Source organism: Banduia mediterranea (genome assembly GCF_031846245.1).
Lineage (GTDB): Bacteria > Pseudomonadota > Gammaproteobacteria > Nevskiales > Nevskiaceae > Banduia > Banduia mediterranea.
In genome coordinates this window covers 29,700-47,172 of sequence record NZ_JAVRIC010000005.1, presented here as the reverse complement: position 1 = coordinate 47,172, position 17,473 = coordinate 29,700, and the positions used below count along the sequence as shown (strand labels likewise).

Annotated in this window: 16 protein-coding genes; 4 read left to right on the top strand and 12 right to left on the bottom strand. The window is 64.0% G+C overall.

All coding sequences use genetic code 11. The features are described 5' to 3' along the window. Positions 1 to 23 precede the first annotated feature (23 nt). A complete protein-coding gene (uvrA, locus tag RM530_RS04935; RefSeq protein ID WP_311364101.1) occupies positions 24 to 2,888 on the top strand; it encodes an excinuclease ABC subunit UvrA in 2,865 nt (954 codons plus the stop codon). Positions 2,889 to 3,089: 201 nt separating this feature from the next. Here the strand turns inward: uvrA and RM530_RS04930 are convergent, their stop codons facing one another. The 8 genes from RM530_RS04930 to RM530_RS04895 all read right to left on the bottom strand — a co-directional run bounded on the left by RM530_RS04930 (position 3,090) and on the right by RM530_RS04895 (position 10,839). Continuing rightward, positions 3,090 to 3,890 (bottom strand): ATP-binding cassette domain-containing protein, encoded by an 801-nt coding sequence (locus RM530_RS04930; protein WP_311364100.1) that lies wholly within the window; start codon positions 3,888 to 3,890, stop codon positions 3,090 to 3,092. Positions 3,891 to 4,029: 139 nt separating this feature from the next. Further along, on the bottom strand, positions 4,030 to 4,914 hold the full coding sequence (locus RM530_RS04925) for an ABC transporter permease subunit (RefSeq protein ID WP_349256179.1): 885 nt from the start codon (positions 4,912 to 4,914) through the stop codon (positions 4,030 to 4,032). Beyond that, on the bottom strand, positions 4,914 to 5,837 hold the full coding sequence (gene oppB, locus RM530_RS04920; protein ID WP_311364098.1) for an oligopeptide ABC transporter permease OppB: 924 nt from the start codon (positions 5,835 to 5,837) through the stop codon (positions 4,914 to 4,916). Before oppB ends, RM530_RS04925 begins: the two co-directional genes overlap by 1 nt. 3 nt (positions 5,838 to 5,840) lie before the next feature. Next, on the bottom strand, positions 5,841 to 6,941 hold the full coding sequence (locus tag RM530_RS04915; RefSeq protein WP_311364097.1) for a TonB family protein: 1,101 nt from the start codon (positions 6,939 to 6,941) through the stop codon (positions 5,841 to 5,843). Further along, positions 6,942 to 8,033: a PilT/PilU family type 4a pilus ATPase gene (locus tag RM530_RS04910; protein WP_311364096.1), complete on the bottom strand. Its 1,092-nt coding sequence runs from the start codon at positions 8,031 to 8,033 to the stop codon at positions 6,942 to 6,944. A 5-nt stretch (positions 8,034 to 8,038) separates the two neighbouring features. Beyond that, positions 8,039 to 9,205 carry a PilT/PilU family type 4a pilus ATPase gene (locus tag RM530_RS04905; protein ID WP_311364095.1) on the bottom strand — a complete coding sequence of 389 codons (1,167 nt, stop codon included), beginning with the start codon at positions 9,203 to 9,205 and terminating at the stop codon, positions 8,039 to 8,041. A gap of 27 nt (positions 9,206 to 9,232) precedes the next feature. Beyond that, entirely contained in the window at positions 9,233 to 9,718 is a 486-nt protein-coding gene (locus RM530_RS04900) for a TlpA family protein disulfide reductase (RefSeq protein ID WP_311364094.1), read from the bottom strand. An 86-nt stretch (positions 9,719 to 9,804) separates the two neighbouring features. Next, entirely contained in the window at positions 9,805 to 10,839 is a 1,035-nt protein-coding gene (locus RM530_RS04895) for a type IV pilus twitching motility protein PilT (RefSeq protein WP_311364093.1), read from the bottom strand. 57 nt (positions 10,840 to 10,896) lie between these two features. On the opposite strand from RM530_RS04895, the gene RM530_RS04890 reads away from it, so the two are divergent. Together RM530_RS04890 and rpiA are read left to right on the top strand one after the other, a co-directional pair. Next, complete coding sequence (locus RM530_RS04890; protein ID WP_311364092.1) at positions 10,897 to 11,610, top strand: YggS family pyridoxal phosphate-dependent enzyme; 714 nt, start codon at positions 10,897 to 10,899, stop codon at positions 11,608 to 11,610. A gap of 52 nt (positions 11,611 to 11,662) precedes the next feature. Then, on the top strand, positions 11,663 to 12,325 hold the full coding sequence (rpiA, locus tag RM530_RS04885) for a ribose-5-phosphate isomerase RpiA (RefSeq protein ID WP_311364091.1): 663 nt from the start codon (positions 11,663 to 11,665) through the stop codon (positions 12,323 to 12,325). Positions 12,326 to 12,522: 197 nt separating this feature from the next. Here the strand turns inward: rpiA and RM530_RS04880 are convergent, their stop codons facing one another. Together RM530_RS04880 and RM530_RS04875 are read right to left on the bottom strand one after the other, a co-directional pair. Continuing rightward, positions 12,523 to 12,792, bottom strand: coding sequence for an RNA recognition motif domain-containing protein (locus RM530_RS04880; RefSeq protein ID WP_311364090.1), 270 nt, complete (start codon positions 12,790 to 12,792; stop codon positions 12,523 to 12,525). After that, on the bottom strand, positions 12,789 to 14,096 hold the full coding sequence (locus tag RM530_RS04875; protein WP_311364089.1) for a DEAD/DEAH box helicase: 1,308 nt from the start codon (positions 14,094 to 14,096) through the stop codon (positions 12,789 to 12,791). The genes RM530_RS04880 and RM530_RS04875 overlap by 4 nt, the downstream gene beginning before the upstream one ends. Positions 14,097 to 14,371: 275 nt before the next feature. On the opposite strand from RM530_RS04875, the gene RM530_RS04870 reads away from it, so the two are divergent. Beyond that, complete coding sequence (locus tag RM530_RS04870) at positions 14,372 to 14,896, top strand: DUF4399 domain-containing protein (protein ID WP_311364088.1); 525 nt, start codon at positions 14,372 to 14,374, stop codon at positions 14,894 to 14,896. A 71-nt stretch (positions 14,897 to 14,967) separates the two neighbouring features. Here RM530_RS04870 and RM530_RS04865 read toward each other — a convergent pair whose 3' ends face one another. Then, a complete protein-coding gene (locus RM530_RS04865; protein WP_311364087.1) occupies positions 14,968 to 16,449 on the bottom strand; it encodes a histidine kinase dimerization/phospho-acceptor domain-containing protein in 1,482 nt (493 codons plus the stop codon). A gap of 211 nt (positions 16,450 to 16,660) precedes the next feature. Continuing rightward, positions 16,661 to 17,437, bottom strand: a complete 777-nt coding sequence (locus RM530_RS04860; RefSeq protein WP_311364086.1) for a ferredoxin--NADP reductase — start codon at positions 17,435 to 17,437, stop codon at positions 16,661 to 16,663. Positions 17,438 to 17,473: the final 36 nt, after the last annotated feature.

The window sequence follows — 17,473 nt, the reverse complement described above, 5'->3', positions numbered from 1 at the left end:
CGATTCCCCCCGGCCCTTGACCCATGTCCATGGACGCCATCCGCATCCGCGGCGCGCGCACGCACAACCTCAAGAATGTCTCGCTGGACCTGCCTCGCGATCGCTTGATCGTGTTCACCGGCCTGTCCGGCTCCGGCAAGTCCTCGCTCGCCTTCGACACGCTCTACGCCGAAGGACAGCGACGCTATGTCGAATCGCTGTCGGCCTATGCCCGGCAGTTCCTGTCGATGATGCAGAAGCCCGACGTGGACACCATCGAGGGCCTGTCGCCGGCGATTTCGATCGAGCAGAAATCGACCTCGCATAATCCGCGCTCGACCGTCGGCACCGTCACAGAAATCCACGATTACCTGCGCCTGCTGTACGCGCGTGTCGGCCAGCCGCGCTGCCCGGACCACGGCACCGTGCTCGAAGCGCAGGAAGTGTCACAAATGGTGGACAGCGTGCTGGCGCAGCCCGAAGGCTCGGCCTGGTTGCTGCTGGCGCCGGTGATCCGCGGCCGCAAGGGCGAGCACGCGGACGTGTTCGAGCAGATGCGTGCGCAGGGCTTCGTGCGCGCACGCGTCGACGGACGCGTCTACGAACTGGAGGAGATCCCCACCCTCAACCGCAAGCTCAAGCATGACGTGGAGGTGGTGGTCGACCGCTTCAAGGTGCGCGCTCCCGCTGCGGACGGCGGCGATGCGGGCGGCGGATTGAAGCAGCGCCTGGCGGAATCCTTCGAAACCGCACTCAAGCTGGCCGAGGGCCTGGCCTGTATCGCACCGCATTCCGGCGAAGGCGAGCACATCAGCTTCAGCTCCAGGATGTCCTGCCCGGTTTGTGGCTATTCGCTGCCGGAGCTGGAACCGCGCCTGTTCTCGTTCAACGCGCCGCACGGTGCCTGCCCGAGCTGCGACGGTCTCGGCCAGATGCAGGTGTGCGACCCGGACCGCGTGGTCGCGCATCCTGAGCTGTCGCTGGCGGCCGGCGCGATCCGCAGCTGGGACCGCCGCAATCCCTACTACTGGGCGATCCTGCAGTCGCTGGCCGAACACTACGACTTCGACCTGGAAGTGCCGTTCGTGCGTATGCCGCAAAAGGCGCGCGACATCGTTCTGTACGGCAGCGGCACTGACAGGATCGCGTTCCGCTACCCGGACGAACGCGGCCGCAAGGCCACGCGTACGCACCGTTTCGAAGGCATCATTCCCAATCTGGAGCGGCGCTACCGCGAAACCGAATCCGACGCCGTGCGCGAGGAACTGGCCAAGTACCGCTCGGACAAGCCCTGCCCCGCCTGCGACGGAGACCGCCTGAACCGTGCCGCGCGCAATGTGTTCGTCGCTGAACAGCCCTTGCCGGCGCTGACGCGGCTGTCGATCCGCGAGGCCGAGGACTGGTTCCGCGCGCTGGAGCTGCCCGGCCACAAGGGCCAGATCGCCGACAAGATCATCAAGGAGATTTCGGCGCGCCTGGGCTTTCTCAACAACGTGGGTCTGGATTACCTGATGCTGTCACGCTCGGCCGAGAGCCTGTCCGGCGGCGAGGCGCAGCGCATCCGCCTGGCCTCGCAGATCGGCGCCGGCCTGGTCGGCGTGATGTACGTGCTGGACGAACCCAGCATCGGCCTGCACCAGCGCGACAACGAACGCCTGCTGCAGACGCTGACGCGCCTGCGCGATCTCGGCAACACCGTGATCGTGGTCGAACACGACGAGGATGCGATCCGCGCCGCCGACTACGTGGTCGACATCGGCCCCGGTGCCGGCGTGCACGGTGGCGAGATCGTCGCCCACGGCTCCCCGGCCGATCTCGAAAAGGCGGAACGGTCCTGGACCGGAAAATACCTGTCCGGCGAAGTCCGCATCGAAGTCCCCAAGCAACGCGTGAAGCCACAGGACGAACGCTGGCTGCAGCTCAAGGGCGCGACCGGCAACAACCTCAGGAATGTCGATGCGGAATTTCCACTGGGCCTGTTCACCTGCGTCACCGGCGTGTCCGGTTCCGGCAAGTCCACGCTGGTCAACGACACGCTCTACGCCTATGCCGCGCGCGAACTCAATGGCGCCGGCATTCAGCACTCGCCGCTCAGGGAGATCGCCGGCCTGGATTCGCTGGACAAGGTGATCGACATCAACCAGGCGCCGATCGGGCGCACGCCGCGCTCCAATCCGGCGACCTACACCGGTTTGTTCACGCCGATCCGCGAACTCTATGCCGCGGTGCCCGAGTCGCGCGCGCGCGGCTACACGCCCGGCCGTTTCAGCTTCAACGTCAAGGGCGGTCGCTGCGAAACCTGCCAGGGCGACGGCGTGATCAAGGTGGAGATGCACTTCCTGCCGGACGTCTACGTCACCTGCGACACCTGCCACGGCCGCCGCTACAACCGCGAAACCCTGGAGATCAAGTACAAGGGCAAGGCGATCAACGAGGCCCTGGACATGACGGTCGAGGACGCGCTGGAGTTCTTCGGTGCAGTGCCAGTGCTCAAGCGCAAGCTCGACACCCTGATGGAAGTCGGTCTCTCGTACATCACCCTGGGACAGAACGCGACCACGCTGTCCGGCGGTGAGGCGCAGCGCGTCAAGCTGGCCAAGGAACTGTCACGCCGCGACACCGGGCAGACGCTCTACATCCTCGACGAGCCGACCACCGGCCTGCACTTTCATGACGTGGCGCAACTGCTCAAAGTACTGGAACGCCTGCGCGAGCATGGCAATACCGTGATCGTGATCGAACACAATCTCGATGTCATCAAACGTGCCGACTGGCTGATCGATCTCGGCCCGGAAGGCGGCAACGGCGGCGGCGAAATCGTCGCCGCCGGCACCCCCGAGGCCGTGGCCAAGCTCAAGCGCTCGTATACCGGGCACTTCCTCAAGCCGATTCTCAAGCGCGGCTGGTAGGGGCTTTCGTGTCGCGCAAAGGCGCGAAGACGCAAAGAACGGCGGTCTTTTGCGTGAATCACGCGCGGCGTGATGCCGACCGACCCTCGCCCGCATGCGGGAAAGAGGGGGACCGCTCGCGAATGCGAGCGGTGGGTGAGGGCAACGGCCATGCCGCAGGCGATTCATTGTGCGGGGTGCCGCGCGGCATAACCGTTGCCCTCACCCAACCACCACCGGCCCGCTCAAGCGCGGCACCGCCGCGATCAGGCGCTGGGTGTACTCGGCCTGCGGAGCGTGCAGCACGCGCTCGGTGGTGCCGCACTCCACCCCCATCCCGTGGTTCATCACCAGAACGTGCTGGCACAGCTCCGACACCACGCCGAAGTTGTGCGTAATCAGCAATATTGCCAGGCCCAGATCGCCTTGCAGCTGGGCGAGCAGGCGCAGCACTTGCGCCTGCACCGTGACATCCAGCGCCGTGGTGGCTTCGTCCGCGATCAGCAGGCGCGGACCGCAGCACAGCGCCATTGCGATCATCACGCGCTGACGCATGCCGCCCGAGAGTTCATGCGGATATTGCGTCAGACGGCGGCGCGCATCGGTGATCTGCACGGTGGACAGCCAGCGCTCGGCCTCGGCCCGCGCCGCGCCACCGCGCAGGCCGCGGTGCAGGCCCAGAACCTCCTGAATCTGGGCCCCGATGCGCAGGTAGGGGTTGAGCGAGCTCATCGGGTCCTGGAATACCATGCCGATCTCGGCGCCGCGAATCCGCGCCAGCTGACGCGGCCGTGCGTCGAGCAGGGACTGCCCATCGAATTCGATGCGTCCCGTGCAGCGAGCGCCCGCGCTCAGCAGGCCGATCACCGCCAGCGCGGTCTGCGACTTGCCGGACCCGGATTCACCGACGATGCCGAGCGCCTCGCCCGCCGCCAGTTCGAAGCTGACGCAATCGACCGCGCGAACCTCGCGGCCATGCGCCGAGTAGCGCACTCCCAGATTCTGGACCTGAAGGAGCGTCATCGAAATAGCTCTTGGTCTCGCGCAAGGACGCAAGGGCGCAAAGGGAAAGATTCAAAAGCGATCTGCGCATTTAAAAACCGCTCTTCTTCGCGTCTTTGCGCCTTGGCACGAGGTTCTGCTTCTGATTCAGCCCGCATGGCTACCGATCCTTGGGGTCCAGCGCATCGCGCAGGCCATCGCCGAGGAAGTTGAAGCACAGCAGCGTCACCGCGAGGAAGCCAGCCGGAAACGCCAGCGCCCACGGTGCGGTTTCCATGTCGGCAGCACCGTCATTGACCAGGGCGCCCCAGCTCGTGGACGGCTCCTGCACGCCCAGCCCGAGAAAGCCGAGAAACGATTCCACCAGGATCACCTGCGGAATCGTGAGCGTGACGTACACCACGACCACGCCCATCAGGTTCGGCACGATGTGTCGGCGCAGGATGCCGTACGGGCCGACACCGCCGACACGCGCCGCGTCGACGAATTCCTTGTGTTTCAGCGAAAGCGTCTGACCGCGGACGATGCGCGCCATGTCCAGCCAGTTGATCGCGCCGATGGCGATGAAGATCAACACGAGGTGTCGGCCGAACAGCACCATCAGCAGAATCACCAGAAACATGAACGGCAGTGCGTAGAGGATGTCCACGGCGCGCATCATCAGGTTGTCGACGCGGCCACCGGCATAACCGGCCACCGCGCCATAGACCACGCCCACGCTCAGGGAAACCAGTGTGGCGACGATGCCGACCAGCAACGATATGCGTCCGCCGTGCAGCGTGCGCGCCAGCAGATCGCGGCCGACACTGTCGGTGCCGAACCAGTGGCCGGCCTCCGGCGCCGGGGCGGCGTTGACGTGCTCGAAGTCGAGTTCGTCATAGCTCCACTCCAGCAACCACGGCCCGATCATGCAGCTCAGGGCGATCAGCACGAGCAGCACCAGGGACACCAGCGCCGCGCGATGCTCGCGCAAACGCCGCCACGCCAAAGGCCCGGAACTTCCGATCGCGGATGCGGGTGCCAAAGGAGTGGCTGGCGCTGCCATCAGCGCTGCCGCACTCGCGGATCGAGCGCGCCATAACTCAGGTCCACAATGAAGTTCAGTGCCACGATCAGCACGCCATAAAAGATCACCACGCCCATGACGACGGTGTAGTCGCGATTCAGCGCACCCTGAATGAAATGTCGTCCCAGGCCCGGTATCGAGAAGATCTGTTCGATCACCACCGAGCCGGTGATCAGCGCGGCGGTGGCAGGCCCGAGATAGGACACCACCGGCATCAGCGCCGGACGCAAGGCATGCCGGGCGATCACGGTTCGTTCCGGCAAGCCCTTGGCGCGGGCCGTCCGGATGAAGTCCGAGCGCAGCACCTCGACCATGCTGCCACGCGTCAGCCGCGCCAGGTAGGCGAGTTGCGGCAGGGCCAGCGCCACCACCGGCAGCACCATGTCCTGCCACTGACCGGCTTCCCAACCCCCGGCCGGCAGCCAGCCCAGACCGAGCGCGAAAAAGAGCACCAGCAACGGGGCGATGACGAAATTCGGCAGGGCTATCCCGGTCATCGCCAGGCTCATCGACGCATAGTCGCCGAATCGCTTCTGTCGCAAGGCGGCATACGCTCCGACCGTGACGCCGCCCGCCAGCGCCAGCAACATCGCCAGCCCGCCCAGCTTCAGCGAGACCGGAAAGCCGCTCGCGATCAGTTCGTTGACGGTGAATCCGGGGTACTGGAAGGACGGCCCGAGATCGCCGTGCGCCAGACGGCCCAGGTAGATCAGGTACTGCCGCCAGACCGGCTTGTCGAGGTCATAGGCCGCTTCGACCTGCTGGCGCACCTGCGGCGCCAAGGCGCGCTCGCGATCGAACGGCCCACCCGGCGCGGCGTGCATCAGAAAGAAGGTCAGCGTCGCCAGCACCAGCACTGTGGGGATCGCGTAGAGCAGGCGCTGGAGGGCGAAGCGCAGCACGTTCTACCGCGCAATGCGGAATTGGTAGAGCTTGCGCGTCGCGCGCGTTTCACCGGCCGGAATGTCCGGCGAGGGCATCATGACGATCCGCTTTGCCGCCGACAACGCGGCGGCATCGAAGACGCGCTCAGGTCGAGATTTCAGCACTTCGGCGTCAGAAACATTGCCGTCCCGATCGAACTCGATGCGTAGCAAAACCCAGCCCTCCTGACCGTTTCGGATCGCCGAAGTCGGATAGGCGGGCACCGCGTCACGCATGATCGCGGCCGGAACCCAGTCCCCGTCGTTGGCGACGCCCGCATCCAGTGTGATGGTCCCGGGCAATATCGCCTGCGCTTCCGGCCAATCCTTGATACGAGGAAGCATGAAGCTCAACGCAGGCGATATCGTTTCGCTCATGTCGCGTATCCGATAGAGATCGCGCCAACTCTCCAGACAGGGCCTGCGCTTCTGGAGCGCGCATTGCGCAGACATGCCGAGCACCTGCCATTCGAAACCGTCATACAGCGGCTCATCATCGCGCAGGTTCATCGATTCGCGCATAGGCCCGATCACTGCCGCCGCCAATTCGTAGACACGGTCCAACTGTCCCGTCTTGAGCAGCGCGGCGCCGTACGAATACGAGGCGGTCCACGGCGACTCCAAGACACAGACGTTCGTCGATTCGTACAGCTCGATGATCTGCTGATACCGCTTCTGCTCCCACAGCGCCTGCGCCATCAGCTCTCGCACGCTCCGGCGCGTCGCACTGTCCGGTGACGCAGCCTGCATCGCGGCCGCCAGCGTGTCGCTCGCTTCGTCGAGTTGCCGGCCCCGAAGCTGCAGGTATCCGGCCGTCAGCAACAGCGTCGCGCGGTCGGCATCCTTTCGCGTCGTCGCGGCTTGTGCCAGCAGGGACTCGATGGCGGAAGCGGCCCGCCCCTCGGCAATCGCCGAGCGCGCGTCCTCGACCGCGGTACGCACCTGGCGCGAATTTCGGGGCGACTCGCATTCGGCGGCGCCTGCGGCATGAGCGTAGGCGCATGCCGTGCACGACAGCAAAGCAAGCCATAGCGGAACATACCCGCGGCCAGCCAAGCCCAGAAACGCGACAATCCTGCTCATTCAGCCTCCGAAATTGATCTTGGCCTCGAGATTGGCGCGCGAATCGGCATTCTCCAGCGCTTCTTCGAGTTCGATCGCGCCACTTTGATACAAGGCATACAGCGACTGGTCGAAACTCTGCATGCCACGGTCCGAAGACTGCACCATGGCTTCGTGCACCTCGTCGATCCGCTTGTTCAATATCAGTTCCTGAATGTACGGGGTGTTGATCATGACCTCCACCGCGGCGCAGCGCCTGCCGTCCTTGCGGCGTACGAGTCGCTGCGACACGATCGCGCGCAGAGTCATCGAGAGGTCCATGTAGAGCTGGTCGCGCAGTTCCGGCGGATACAGGTTCACCACGCGTTGCAAAGCCTGATAGGCATTGTTGGCGTGCAGCGTCGACAGGGCGAGATGGCCGGTGTTGGCCAGCTGGATCGCCGCCTCCATGGTGTCGCGCTTGCGGATTTCGCCAATCAGGATCACGTCCGGTGCTTCGCGCAGGGAGCTGAACAGCGCGCGTTCGTAGGATTCGGTGTCTTCGCCGATCTCGCGCTGGTTGACGATGCTGCGGCAATTCGGATGCACGTATTCGATCGGGTCTTCGATCGTGAGGATATGGCCGGCCGCGTGTTCATTGCGATGCTTGATCATCGCCGCCAGCGTGGTGCTCTTGCCGGAGCCGGTGGCGCCGACCATCAGCACCATGCCGCGTTTGAGCATCACCAGATTCTTGATGATTTCGGGCATGTCGAGCTGCTCGAGCCGCGGCACCTCGGCTTTCACATGACGCAGCACCATCGCTACCGTCGAGCGCTGGTGGAAGATGTTGACGCGAAAGCGGCCCAATCCACCGGCTTCCGTCGCCACATCGATTTCCAGCCGCGTGCGTAACACCTCCCGCTGCTCCGGCGAGAGAATGCTGTAGGCGAGTGCCTTGATGAAGTCGCTGCTGAGCCGGGTCTTGCCCACGGCCAGCATCTGGCCCTCGATCTTGAGCATCGCCGGCGCGTCCGGTGAGAAGAACAGATCGGATGCGCCTTTCTCGACGGCCAGCTTGAGGTAGGCCAGCAGCTTCTGGAAGGTTTGCAGGGAAGTCGGCGGCGTGCTCATTAGTGTTATCGGCGCAGACTCTGGCCGTCGTCCTCGTCCTTCATCTGCATGGCGCGAACACCAGGGTCTTCCAGCAGGTCCTGGCGCGCACGGGTGGATTCCAGCTTGACGCGAAGACGCAGCTCGTTCTGGCTGTCCGCATTGCGCAGGGCTTCCTCGTAGCTGATGGTGCCGGCCTCGAACAGGTCGAACAGGAACTGGTCGAAGGTGATCATGCCCTGCTCGCGCGAACGGCCCATGACCTCCTTGATCATCGCCACATCGCCCTTGAAGATCAGGTCGGAGATCAGCGGTGAGTTGATCAGAATCTCCATGGCGGCGGCACGCCCTCCGGCTTCACTGCGCACCAGCCGTTGCGAAATGATGGCACGCAGGTTCAGCGAAAGGTCCATCAGCAACTGCTCGTGCTTTTCCTCCGGGAAGAAGTTGACGATGCGGTCCAGTGCCTGGTTGGCGCTGTTGGCGTGCAGTGTGGATAGCACCAGATGCCCCGTTTCCGTGAAGTTGATCGCGTATTCCATGGTTTCGCGGGTGCGGATCTCGCCGATCAGAATCACGTCCGGCGCCTGACGCAGGGTATTTTTGAGCGCGTTTTCCCAGGAGAACGTATCGACTCCGACCTCGCGCTGGGTGACCAGGCAACCGACATGCGGATGCACGTACTCGATCGGGTCTTCGATGGTGATGATGTGACCATGCGAATGGGTGTTGCGATAGCCGAGCATCGCCGCCAGCGAGGTGCTCTTGCCGGAACCAGTGGCGCCGACCATCAGCACCAGACCACGCTTGGCCATCACCACGTCGCGCAACTGCGGCGGCAGTCCCAGGTCTTCGAAGCTGGGGATGGTGGTGTTGATCATGCGCATCACGCCGCCGACGCGGCCCTGCTGAACGAAGGCATTGACGCGAAAGCGGCCGATGTTCGGCGGCGAAATCGCGAAATTGCACTCGTTGCTGGCTTCGAACTCCTTGATCTGCCGATCATTCATCAAGGCCCGCATGATCACTGCGGCGGCTTCCGCGGTCAGTGGCTTGTCCATCACCGGCGTGAGCTTTCCGTCGATCTTCATCGCCGGTGGAAAGCCGGAGGAGATGAACAGGTCCGAGCCCCCTTTCTGTTTCATCAAGCCCAGCAACTGGCTGACGAGTTTGATTGCCTGATCTCGTTCCATCGGTGCCTCGTCAGTGCGATGCGCAGCTCAGCGCGGCTGGGCCAGCGTGGCGACTTGCGCCGGCGCCGACATCAGCGCGCTGATCTCCGCCAGCAGATCATTGAGCTGCGCTTCCGAGTAGCCGACATGGTGGCCCGCGATCACGCCATCACGACCGATCAGCCACATGTTGGGAATCCCCTTGATGCCATAGGTCTGCGATGCGCGCGCGTATCGGTCCTCGACGACTCGAATCGGCAGGTCCTTGAGCAGCTTCTGTATCTGCCGATAGCGCTCATGCGATTCGTGGAAATTGACCGCGATGATCTCCAGGCTGGCGTTCTTCTTGTCCGCCAGCGCCTTGAGCTGCGACAGCATCTGCATTTCCTTCATGCAGGGGCCGCACCAAGAGGCCCAGAACGTCAGCACCACGACCTCGCCTTTCAAGGCTTCGAGATCCACGCGTACACGGCGCTGGTCCTTGCCGAAGACATTCGGCGGGACATCTCCGACTTTCGGGAGTTCCCCCGACACGGCGACACTGGTCCATAGCATAAGCGCCCCCAGCACTATTGCCGAAATGCGGCGCCCCGCGAGGCCAGTTCCGCGAGGGGCGGACATCAGAAGTCGTGCTTGTTCATGGCGCGCAGGCGCGCTTCGGCGGTGGACACCTGGCCGCGCTTGACCATGTCCTTGAGGCATTGGTCGAGCGTCTGCATGCCGTCCTTGCCGCCGGTCTGGATCGCCGAGTACATCTGCGCGATCTTGTTTTCGCGGATCAGGTTCCGGATCGCCGGGGTGCCCAGCATGATCTCATGGGCCGCCACGCGGCCGCCGCCGGTTTTCTTGAGCAGGGTCTGCGAGATCACCGCGCGCAGCGATTCGGACAGCATCGCGCGAACCATGTCCTTCTCGGCCGCCGGAAACACATCGACCACGCGATCAACGGTCTTGGCGGCGGAACTGGTGTGCAGGGTGCCGAACACCAGATGCCCGGTTTCGGCGGCGGTCAGCGCCAAACGGATCGTCTCCAGATCACGCATTTCGCCGACCAGAACGACATCCGGATCCTCGCGCAGCGCCGAACGCAGCGCTTCATTGAAACCGAGCGTATCGCGATGCACCTCCCGCTGGTTGATCAGACACTTCTTGGACTGGTGCACGAATTCGATCGGGTCCTCGATCGTGAGGATGTGCCCGTAGTCGTTTTCGTTGATGTGGTCGACGATCGCCGCCAGCGTGGTCGACTTGCCCGAGCCGGTCGGGCCGGTGACCAGCACCACGCCACGCGGGAACTTGGCGATGTCCTTGAAGATCGGCGGACACTTGAGATCTTCCAGCGACATGATCTTGCTGGGGATCGTGCGAAACACCGCGCCGGCGCCGCGCGCCTGGGTGAAGGCATTGACGCGGAAACGGGCAAGCCCCGGAATCTCGAACGAAAAGTCGGTCTCGAAGAACTCGTCGTAGTCCTTGCGCTGCTTGTCGTTCATGATGTCGTAGATCATGCCGTGCACCTGTTTGTGCTCCATCGGCGGCAGGTTGATGCGCTTGACGTCGCCGTCGACACGAATCATCGGCTCGACCCCGGCCGACAGGTGCAAATCGGATGCGCCTTGCTTGACGGCAAAGCTCAAGAGCTGCGCGATATCCATGAACACTCCCCAGTTGATTGCGGCTCCCCGAACGCTCGAACACTATCGGCAAACCCGATGACAGGCAAGAAAACGCACATCGCTGAAAACCTTGCGCAAATCCGGGCCCGGATCGCGCAGGCAAGTGCCGCCGCCGGGCGCGCACCGGGAACCGTTCGGCTGCTCGCAATGAGCAAGACCTTCGATGTTGAAACGATTCGTGATGCTGTGCGCAACGGCCAACGCGCCTTCGGTGAGAACTATCTGTCCGAAGCCGTGAAGAAAATGGACGCGCTCGCCGATTGCGGACTGGAATGGCATTTCACCGGGCCGGTTCAGTCCAACAAGACGCGCGAGATCGCGTCCCGCTTCGACTGGGTTCACGGTGTGGACCGCGACAGGATCGCACGCCGCCTCGGCGAGCAGCGTCCGGCGTCGCTCGGGCCGTTGAATGTATGCGTGCAGGTCAACATCGACGGCGAAGCCAGCAAGTCCGGCGTGGCACCCGGCGATGCTGCCGCGCTGTGCGAATTCGTCGCCGCTCAGCCCGGACTGCGGCTGCGTGGACTGATGACGATTCCGGCGCGCGTTGCGCCGGAGGGCGACGCGCGGCGACCTTACCGGCGACTGCGTGAACTGTATGAATCGCTGATTGAACGCGGCCTGGAACTGGACACCCTGTCCGCCGGCATGTCCGGCGACTTCGAAGTGGCGATCGCCGAAGGTGCGACGCTCGTACGTATCGGCACCGCCTTGTTCGGAACGCGGCCGGCGAAACCGGTTTCCGGGTGAGAAACGCCACAAAACACGGTAGATTCAGCGACCACTTCCGCCGCGCCCGCCCATGTCCCAGGATTCTGCCAAACGTCTCGCCGCCGAGTCGGCTCTGCAGTATCTGGTTCCGGGAGAGGTATTGGGTGTCGGCACCGGTTCCACCGTCAATTTCTTCATTGACGCACTGGCCCCGCGCAAGTCGGAGATTCCCGCCGCCATATCGTCGTCGCTCGCCAGCACCGAACGGCTCAAGGCTATCGGCATTCCGGTGGTCGACCTCAACGAGGTCGATGGCATTTCGATCTACGTGGACGGCGCCGACGAAGCCGACGCGGGCCTGAACCTGATCAAGGGCGGCGGCGCCGCGCTGACGCGCGAAAAGATCGTGGCCGCCGCGAGCCAACGCTTCATCTGCATTGCAGACCGCTCAAAGCGCGTCGATGTGCTCGGCGCCTTTCCCCTGCCGGTGGAAGTGATCCCGATGGCCCGCCGTCTGGTGGCCCGGAAGCTGGCGGCAATCGGCAGTCGTCCGGTATGGCGCGAGGGCGTGGTCACCGACAACGGCAACCACATTCTGGACGTTCACGGCCTGCAGATTTCCGACCCACCCGCGCTGGAAAGCACGATCAACCAGATCGCCGGCGTGGTCACCGTGGGATTGTTCGCCCACCGCGGAGCCGACGTGCTCCTGCTTGGGCACGCCGACGGCGTGGACCGGATCGAAAGGGCCTAGGAGCGTCGGCGGCAGGAACCGAGGAGCTTAAATGGCGCTCTTCTCCCTCCGGGAGAAAGGCTGGGGATAAGGCGCTTTTCGCCTTGGGGCCCAGTGCGGGAGCCATGAAAGCGCCCTCACCCCGACCCTCTCCCAGAGGGAGAAAAATACTCTTTGGCAATACCCGTAGCGGTCGGGCAGTTGGACGACTAGATCAACTAGCGACGACCGCCGCGGCGTGCGCCCGGCTTGGTCTTTTCCTGATTGACGCGAAGGATGTGTCCGCGCACTTCGCGCCCGTTGAGGCCCGTGATCGCGGCCCGCGCATGGTGGCCTTCCATCGCCACGAAGCCGAAGCCACGGCAACGGCCGGTGAAGACGTCATGGGCCAGCGACAGCTCGCGTACCCGGCCGTGTTCGGAAAACAGCTCTGAAAGTTCCTGCTCGGTCATATCGGGCGGCAGGCCGCCTGCGTAGATACGAATCATGCGCGATCCTTGGTCTTGGAAGGGTGAGCGTGGCCGCTGTGCGGCGCCTGCCCGTCACGACGGGGGCGCCGACGGCGCTTCTGGCCCGGCGCGCCGGACTTGTTACCGTCCTCGGCGCGGGCATTATTGGGTTTGGCAGGGGTCTTTGCGGGGCGACGAACCTCTCCGGAAGGCGGACGACTCAAGGTGAAGCCGGCCTGCTCGGTCACCGGCAGACTGCGCTTGAGCAGCCGCTCGATATCGCGCAGTTGCCCGCGTTCGTCCTCGGACACCAGTGAGATCGCTTCGCCCTCGCAGCCGTTACGACCGGTGCGACCGATGCGATGCACGTAGTCTTCCGGCACATGCGGCAGCTCGTAGTTGACCACATGCGGCAGTTCGACGATGTCGATGCCGCGCGCGGCAATGTCGGTGGCCACCAGCACCCGTACGCGGTTCGCCTTGAAGTCGGCCAGCGCCCGTGTGCGGGCGTTCTGTGACTTGTTGCCGTGAATCGCGGCGGACGTCAGCCCGTCACGCTCGAGCTGCTTGGCGAGGCGGTCGGCACCGTGTTTGGTGCGGGCGAAGACCAGCACCTGACGCCAGTTCCCGCTGCCGATCAGGTAGGACAGCAGCGGCTGCTTGCGCGACTTGTCGCAATGATAGATGCGCTGTTCGACGCGCTCGGCGGTAGCGTTGCGCGGCGCCACATCCACCGTCGCCGGGGCATGCAGCAGGCTGCCCGCGAGACCGCGAATCTCCGGCGAGAACGTCGCCGAGAACAATAGGTTCTGACGCTTCGCCGGCAGCAAGGCAAGGATGCGCCGAATGTCGCGGATGAAGCCCATGTCGAGCATGCGGTCGGCCTCGTCCAGCACCAGAATCTCGACGTGGGACAGGTCGATGGTGCGCGTGGAAGCGTGATCCAGCAGACGCCCCGGGGTGGCGATGACGATATCGACGCCACGACGCAGCGCTGCTTCCTGGGGACGCGCGCTGACGCCGCCAAAGATCAGGGTGTTGCGCAGCCGCGCATGGCGGCCGTAGGCCGAGGCATCGTCGGCGATCTGCGAGGCCAGCTCGCGCGTCGGCGTCAGCACCAGGGCGCGCGGCTCGCGCCGCGAATTGCCCTGCATCAGCCGGCTCATCAGCGGCAACATGAAGGCAGCGGTCTTGCCGGTGCCGGTTTGTGCGGCAGCGAGCAGATCACCGCCTTTCAGCACCACGGGAATGGCCTGGGCCTGGATCGGCGTGGGAACGGTAAAACCGAGATCGGCGACCGCACGCGCAAGGGCGGCGTCTACGCCGAGTTCAGAAAAATTCATCTGGTATGCATCCTGTTCGGCCTGGCTTCCGCTGGAAGCACCGGTTCAGGCGCATGAGATTCGGATTATCCGGCGAAGGCCGGACAGGTTTGCGAAAGAGGAAAAGCGGCTAAGGCCGGTGGACCTCGGGCGCGAACCGGACCGCGCCGCGACAAACTGGCGCGCACGGTACACGTTTTGCGGTCCGGCCACAATGCACAGCGGTTTTGCGCGAGTTGGTCGCGGCGCTCGCCATGTGGAAGAATCGGCCTCCCCCAACGCAGCAGGAGCATGCCATGCGTCTCGCCTACGCCGCCGTCCCCTTGTTCGTTCTGACTCTGGCCGCCGGCTGCAATCAGGAACCCGCTGACAGTGCAGAGGACATGAAGGCAATGACCCCCGCCGAGCCGGCTGCCCATGAGATGACGACCGAACCGGCCATGAGCGCCCCCGCTCCGGTTCCGGACGATGCGCGGGTCTACTTCGTGGAACCCACCGATGGCGCTACCGTAAGCAGTCCGGTGAAAATCCTGTTTGGCGCGGAACACGTGAAGATCGTGCCCGCTGGCGACCCGTTGCCGAATTCCGGCCACCATCATCTGCTGATCGATGATCCGGAGATTGACACCGACCGGCCCTTGCCGGCTACCGATCAAGTCGTTCACTTCGGCAAGGCACAGACCGAAACCGAGATCGAACTCACGCCCGGCGAACACACCCTGCAACTGATCCTCGGTGACTGGAAACATCAGCCGACCGATCCGGTGGTCAAATCCGACACGATCACGATCACCGTGAGCGAAGGCGACGCGGTCGAATAGGCGATTACCCGTGTCGGTCCCCAAGCCCACCTTCAAACGGTGGGCTTTTTCGTGAACCGCGGTTCATGCGCTCAGTGGCGCGCCGACACCACCGACTCGACCGCCGAGCACAAGGCCTCGCGCGTGACCGGCCGGTGCAGCTGCGCCTGGAATCCGTCCAACGCTGATGCCGACATCGCCGCCGCATCGCTCGGCAGCAGGACAATCATTGGCTGTTCGACACCGCCATAGCGTCGCGCCCCGGCCGTGAAGCGGCCGAGATCATCCCCTGCAAGTCCTGCGGCGAGAATGATCACGGACGGGTGCATACCGCGCAGCAGCTTGAGCGCGCGCTCGGAACTGGCACATTCGATCATGTTGGCGCCAAGCGAACGCAACAGGTCGCGCAATGCCTGACGCGATTCGGTGTCCGGATCGACCACCATCACGTCGATACCGGCCAGGCGACTGACTTCAGCCTGCATCGCCTGCGCCGTGAGCGCATCGATATCGACCGGCGCAGCATCCGCTTCACTGGGCACGCTCAAGGAGAATCGAAGCGCCCCGCCGGCATCCCTTGTCGCACTGAGCGCGCCACCATGCAGCTCCGCCAGGCGCTTCGCCATCAACAGCTTGAGGCCAGGTCCGTCGAGACGCCGGCGCGGTTTCGAGGCACTCACGTTGAAAATACCGTCCAGCACTGCCTGTTCGATATCGCAGCGGTCGATGCTGATCGAGAGCATCGCCAGATCGCCGTCCTGCGCGAGCGTGAGGCCAATCGTGCCGCCTTCGGCCGCATGCCGGATACCGAGACCGATCAAGGAGCGTACGAGCTGTTGCAAACGCGACTGATCGCCACGGACCGTGCAGGTGTAGAGCTCGGCGCCGCGCAACGTCAACCGTCGTCCGGAGGCGTCGGCATACAGGGCCGTGACGGCCTGCTCGGTGATGAAGCCCAGGTCGACGGATTGAAGATCGAGTTCCAGCTTGCCGGTCAGGGAGCGCGAGGCATCCACCAGATCGGAAATCAGTTCAATCTGGATCTGGGTATTGCGTCCGATCGCGGCGATCCCTTCGCGCAGCGTCTCGGGCGAACGATCCTGAGCAAGGATCTGCACCCAACCCGAAATCGCATTCAGCGGGTTACGCAACTCGTGTGACAGCACCGACAGCATGTCGTCCTTCAGTCCGTTCTCGGAATCGGTGCGGGTGTCTCCGTCCTGTTGCGGGGGCGCTTGCGTATTTCTTTTCGAAGGCTTCAAGGCCGTTTCCGCGGCCCGCGCGCGCAGCAGCGTGCTGATGACGGCAATCAGCACGGCGGGCTCCACCGGCTGCGCAAGACAGACGTCGGTAACCGCGTCCAAGGCCTCGCGCAAACCGGCCGGGGCCAAGCTGAGTATCGGTAGTTCGGACCCGCAGTGCTCGCGGAGCTGACGACATTGCGCCAGCGCGGCGTATTCGGACGCATTGGCATCCAGAACAATCAGATCGATGCCGGCCAGCTGCGAAATCGCTTCGTCGACTCCGGCCGCCTCGATGGTCTCCGAGAGCCCGGAGGCACTCAGCGTTCTCACCGTGGATTGGCGCGATCCCGGGCGGTCGCCAATGACAATGATTCGGGCGCTTGAAGACTTGGGGGGCAGCATGTGTGCAACGGTGCGGGCAACGCCGCATGCCACGGCGGGAACTGCCGTACAGACGCGCGGATCGTCGCAAAGCCGACTGCAAATTCTACACCCAGCGCGGCAGTACCGTAGCGGCAGGCCGGCGACAGGGGCGCCCGGCCTACTTTTCGACGAAGGCCCGCTCGATCACGTAGTCACCGGGCGCCCCGATATGCGGAGAAATCCTGAGGCCGTGGGCGTCGAGCAGGGCTGCGGTATCGGTCAGCATCGCCGGACTGCCGCACAGCATCGCGCGGTCGGTTTCCGGCTTGAGGCGAGGCAGGCCGATATCGTCGAACAGCTTGCCGCTTTCGATCAGCTGGGTCAGGCGACCGGTGTTGCGGAATGGTTCGCGCGTCACGGTCGGATAGTAGATCAGCTTGTCACGCACGTACTCGCCGAGAATTTCATCGTTCGGCAGAGTTTCGGACAGGTATTCCTCATACGCCAGCTCGTTGACCTGGCGCACACCGTGCACCAGCACGATCTTCTCGAAACGCTCGTACATCTCCGGGTCCTTGACCAGGCTCATGAATGGCGCAAGGCCGGTCCCGGTGGACAGCAGGTACAGATGCTTGCCCGGCAGCAGGTCATGCAACAGCAACGTTCCGGTGGGCTTCTTGCTGACGAAGATTTCGTCGCCCTCCTTGAGATGTTGCAGCCGCGATGTCAGCGGACCGTTCGCCACCTTGATGCTGAAGAATTCCAGATGCTCTTCATAGTTCGCGCTGGCAATGCTGTAGGCGCGCAGCAGCGGCCGCTGTTCCACCTGCAGGCCGATCATCACGAACTGGCCGTTCTCGAAGCGCAGACTCGGGTCGCGCGTCGTGGTGAAACTGAAAAGAGTGTCATTCCAATGGCGAACGCTGAGGACGCGTTCGGTTCCAAGGGCAGCCATCGCTCAAGTACCTGTTCGTATCGTCTGAAGAAAATG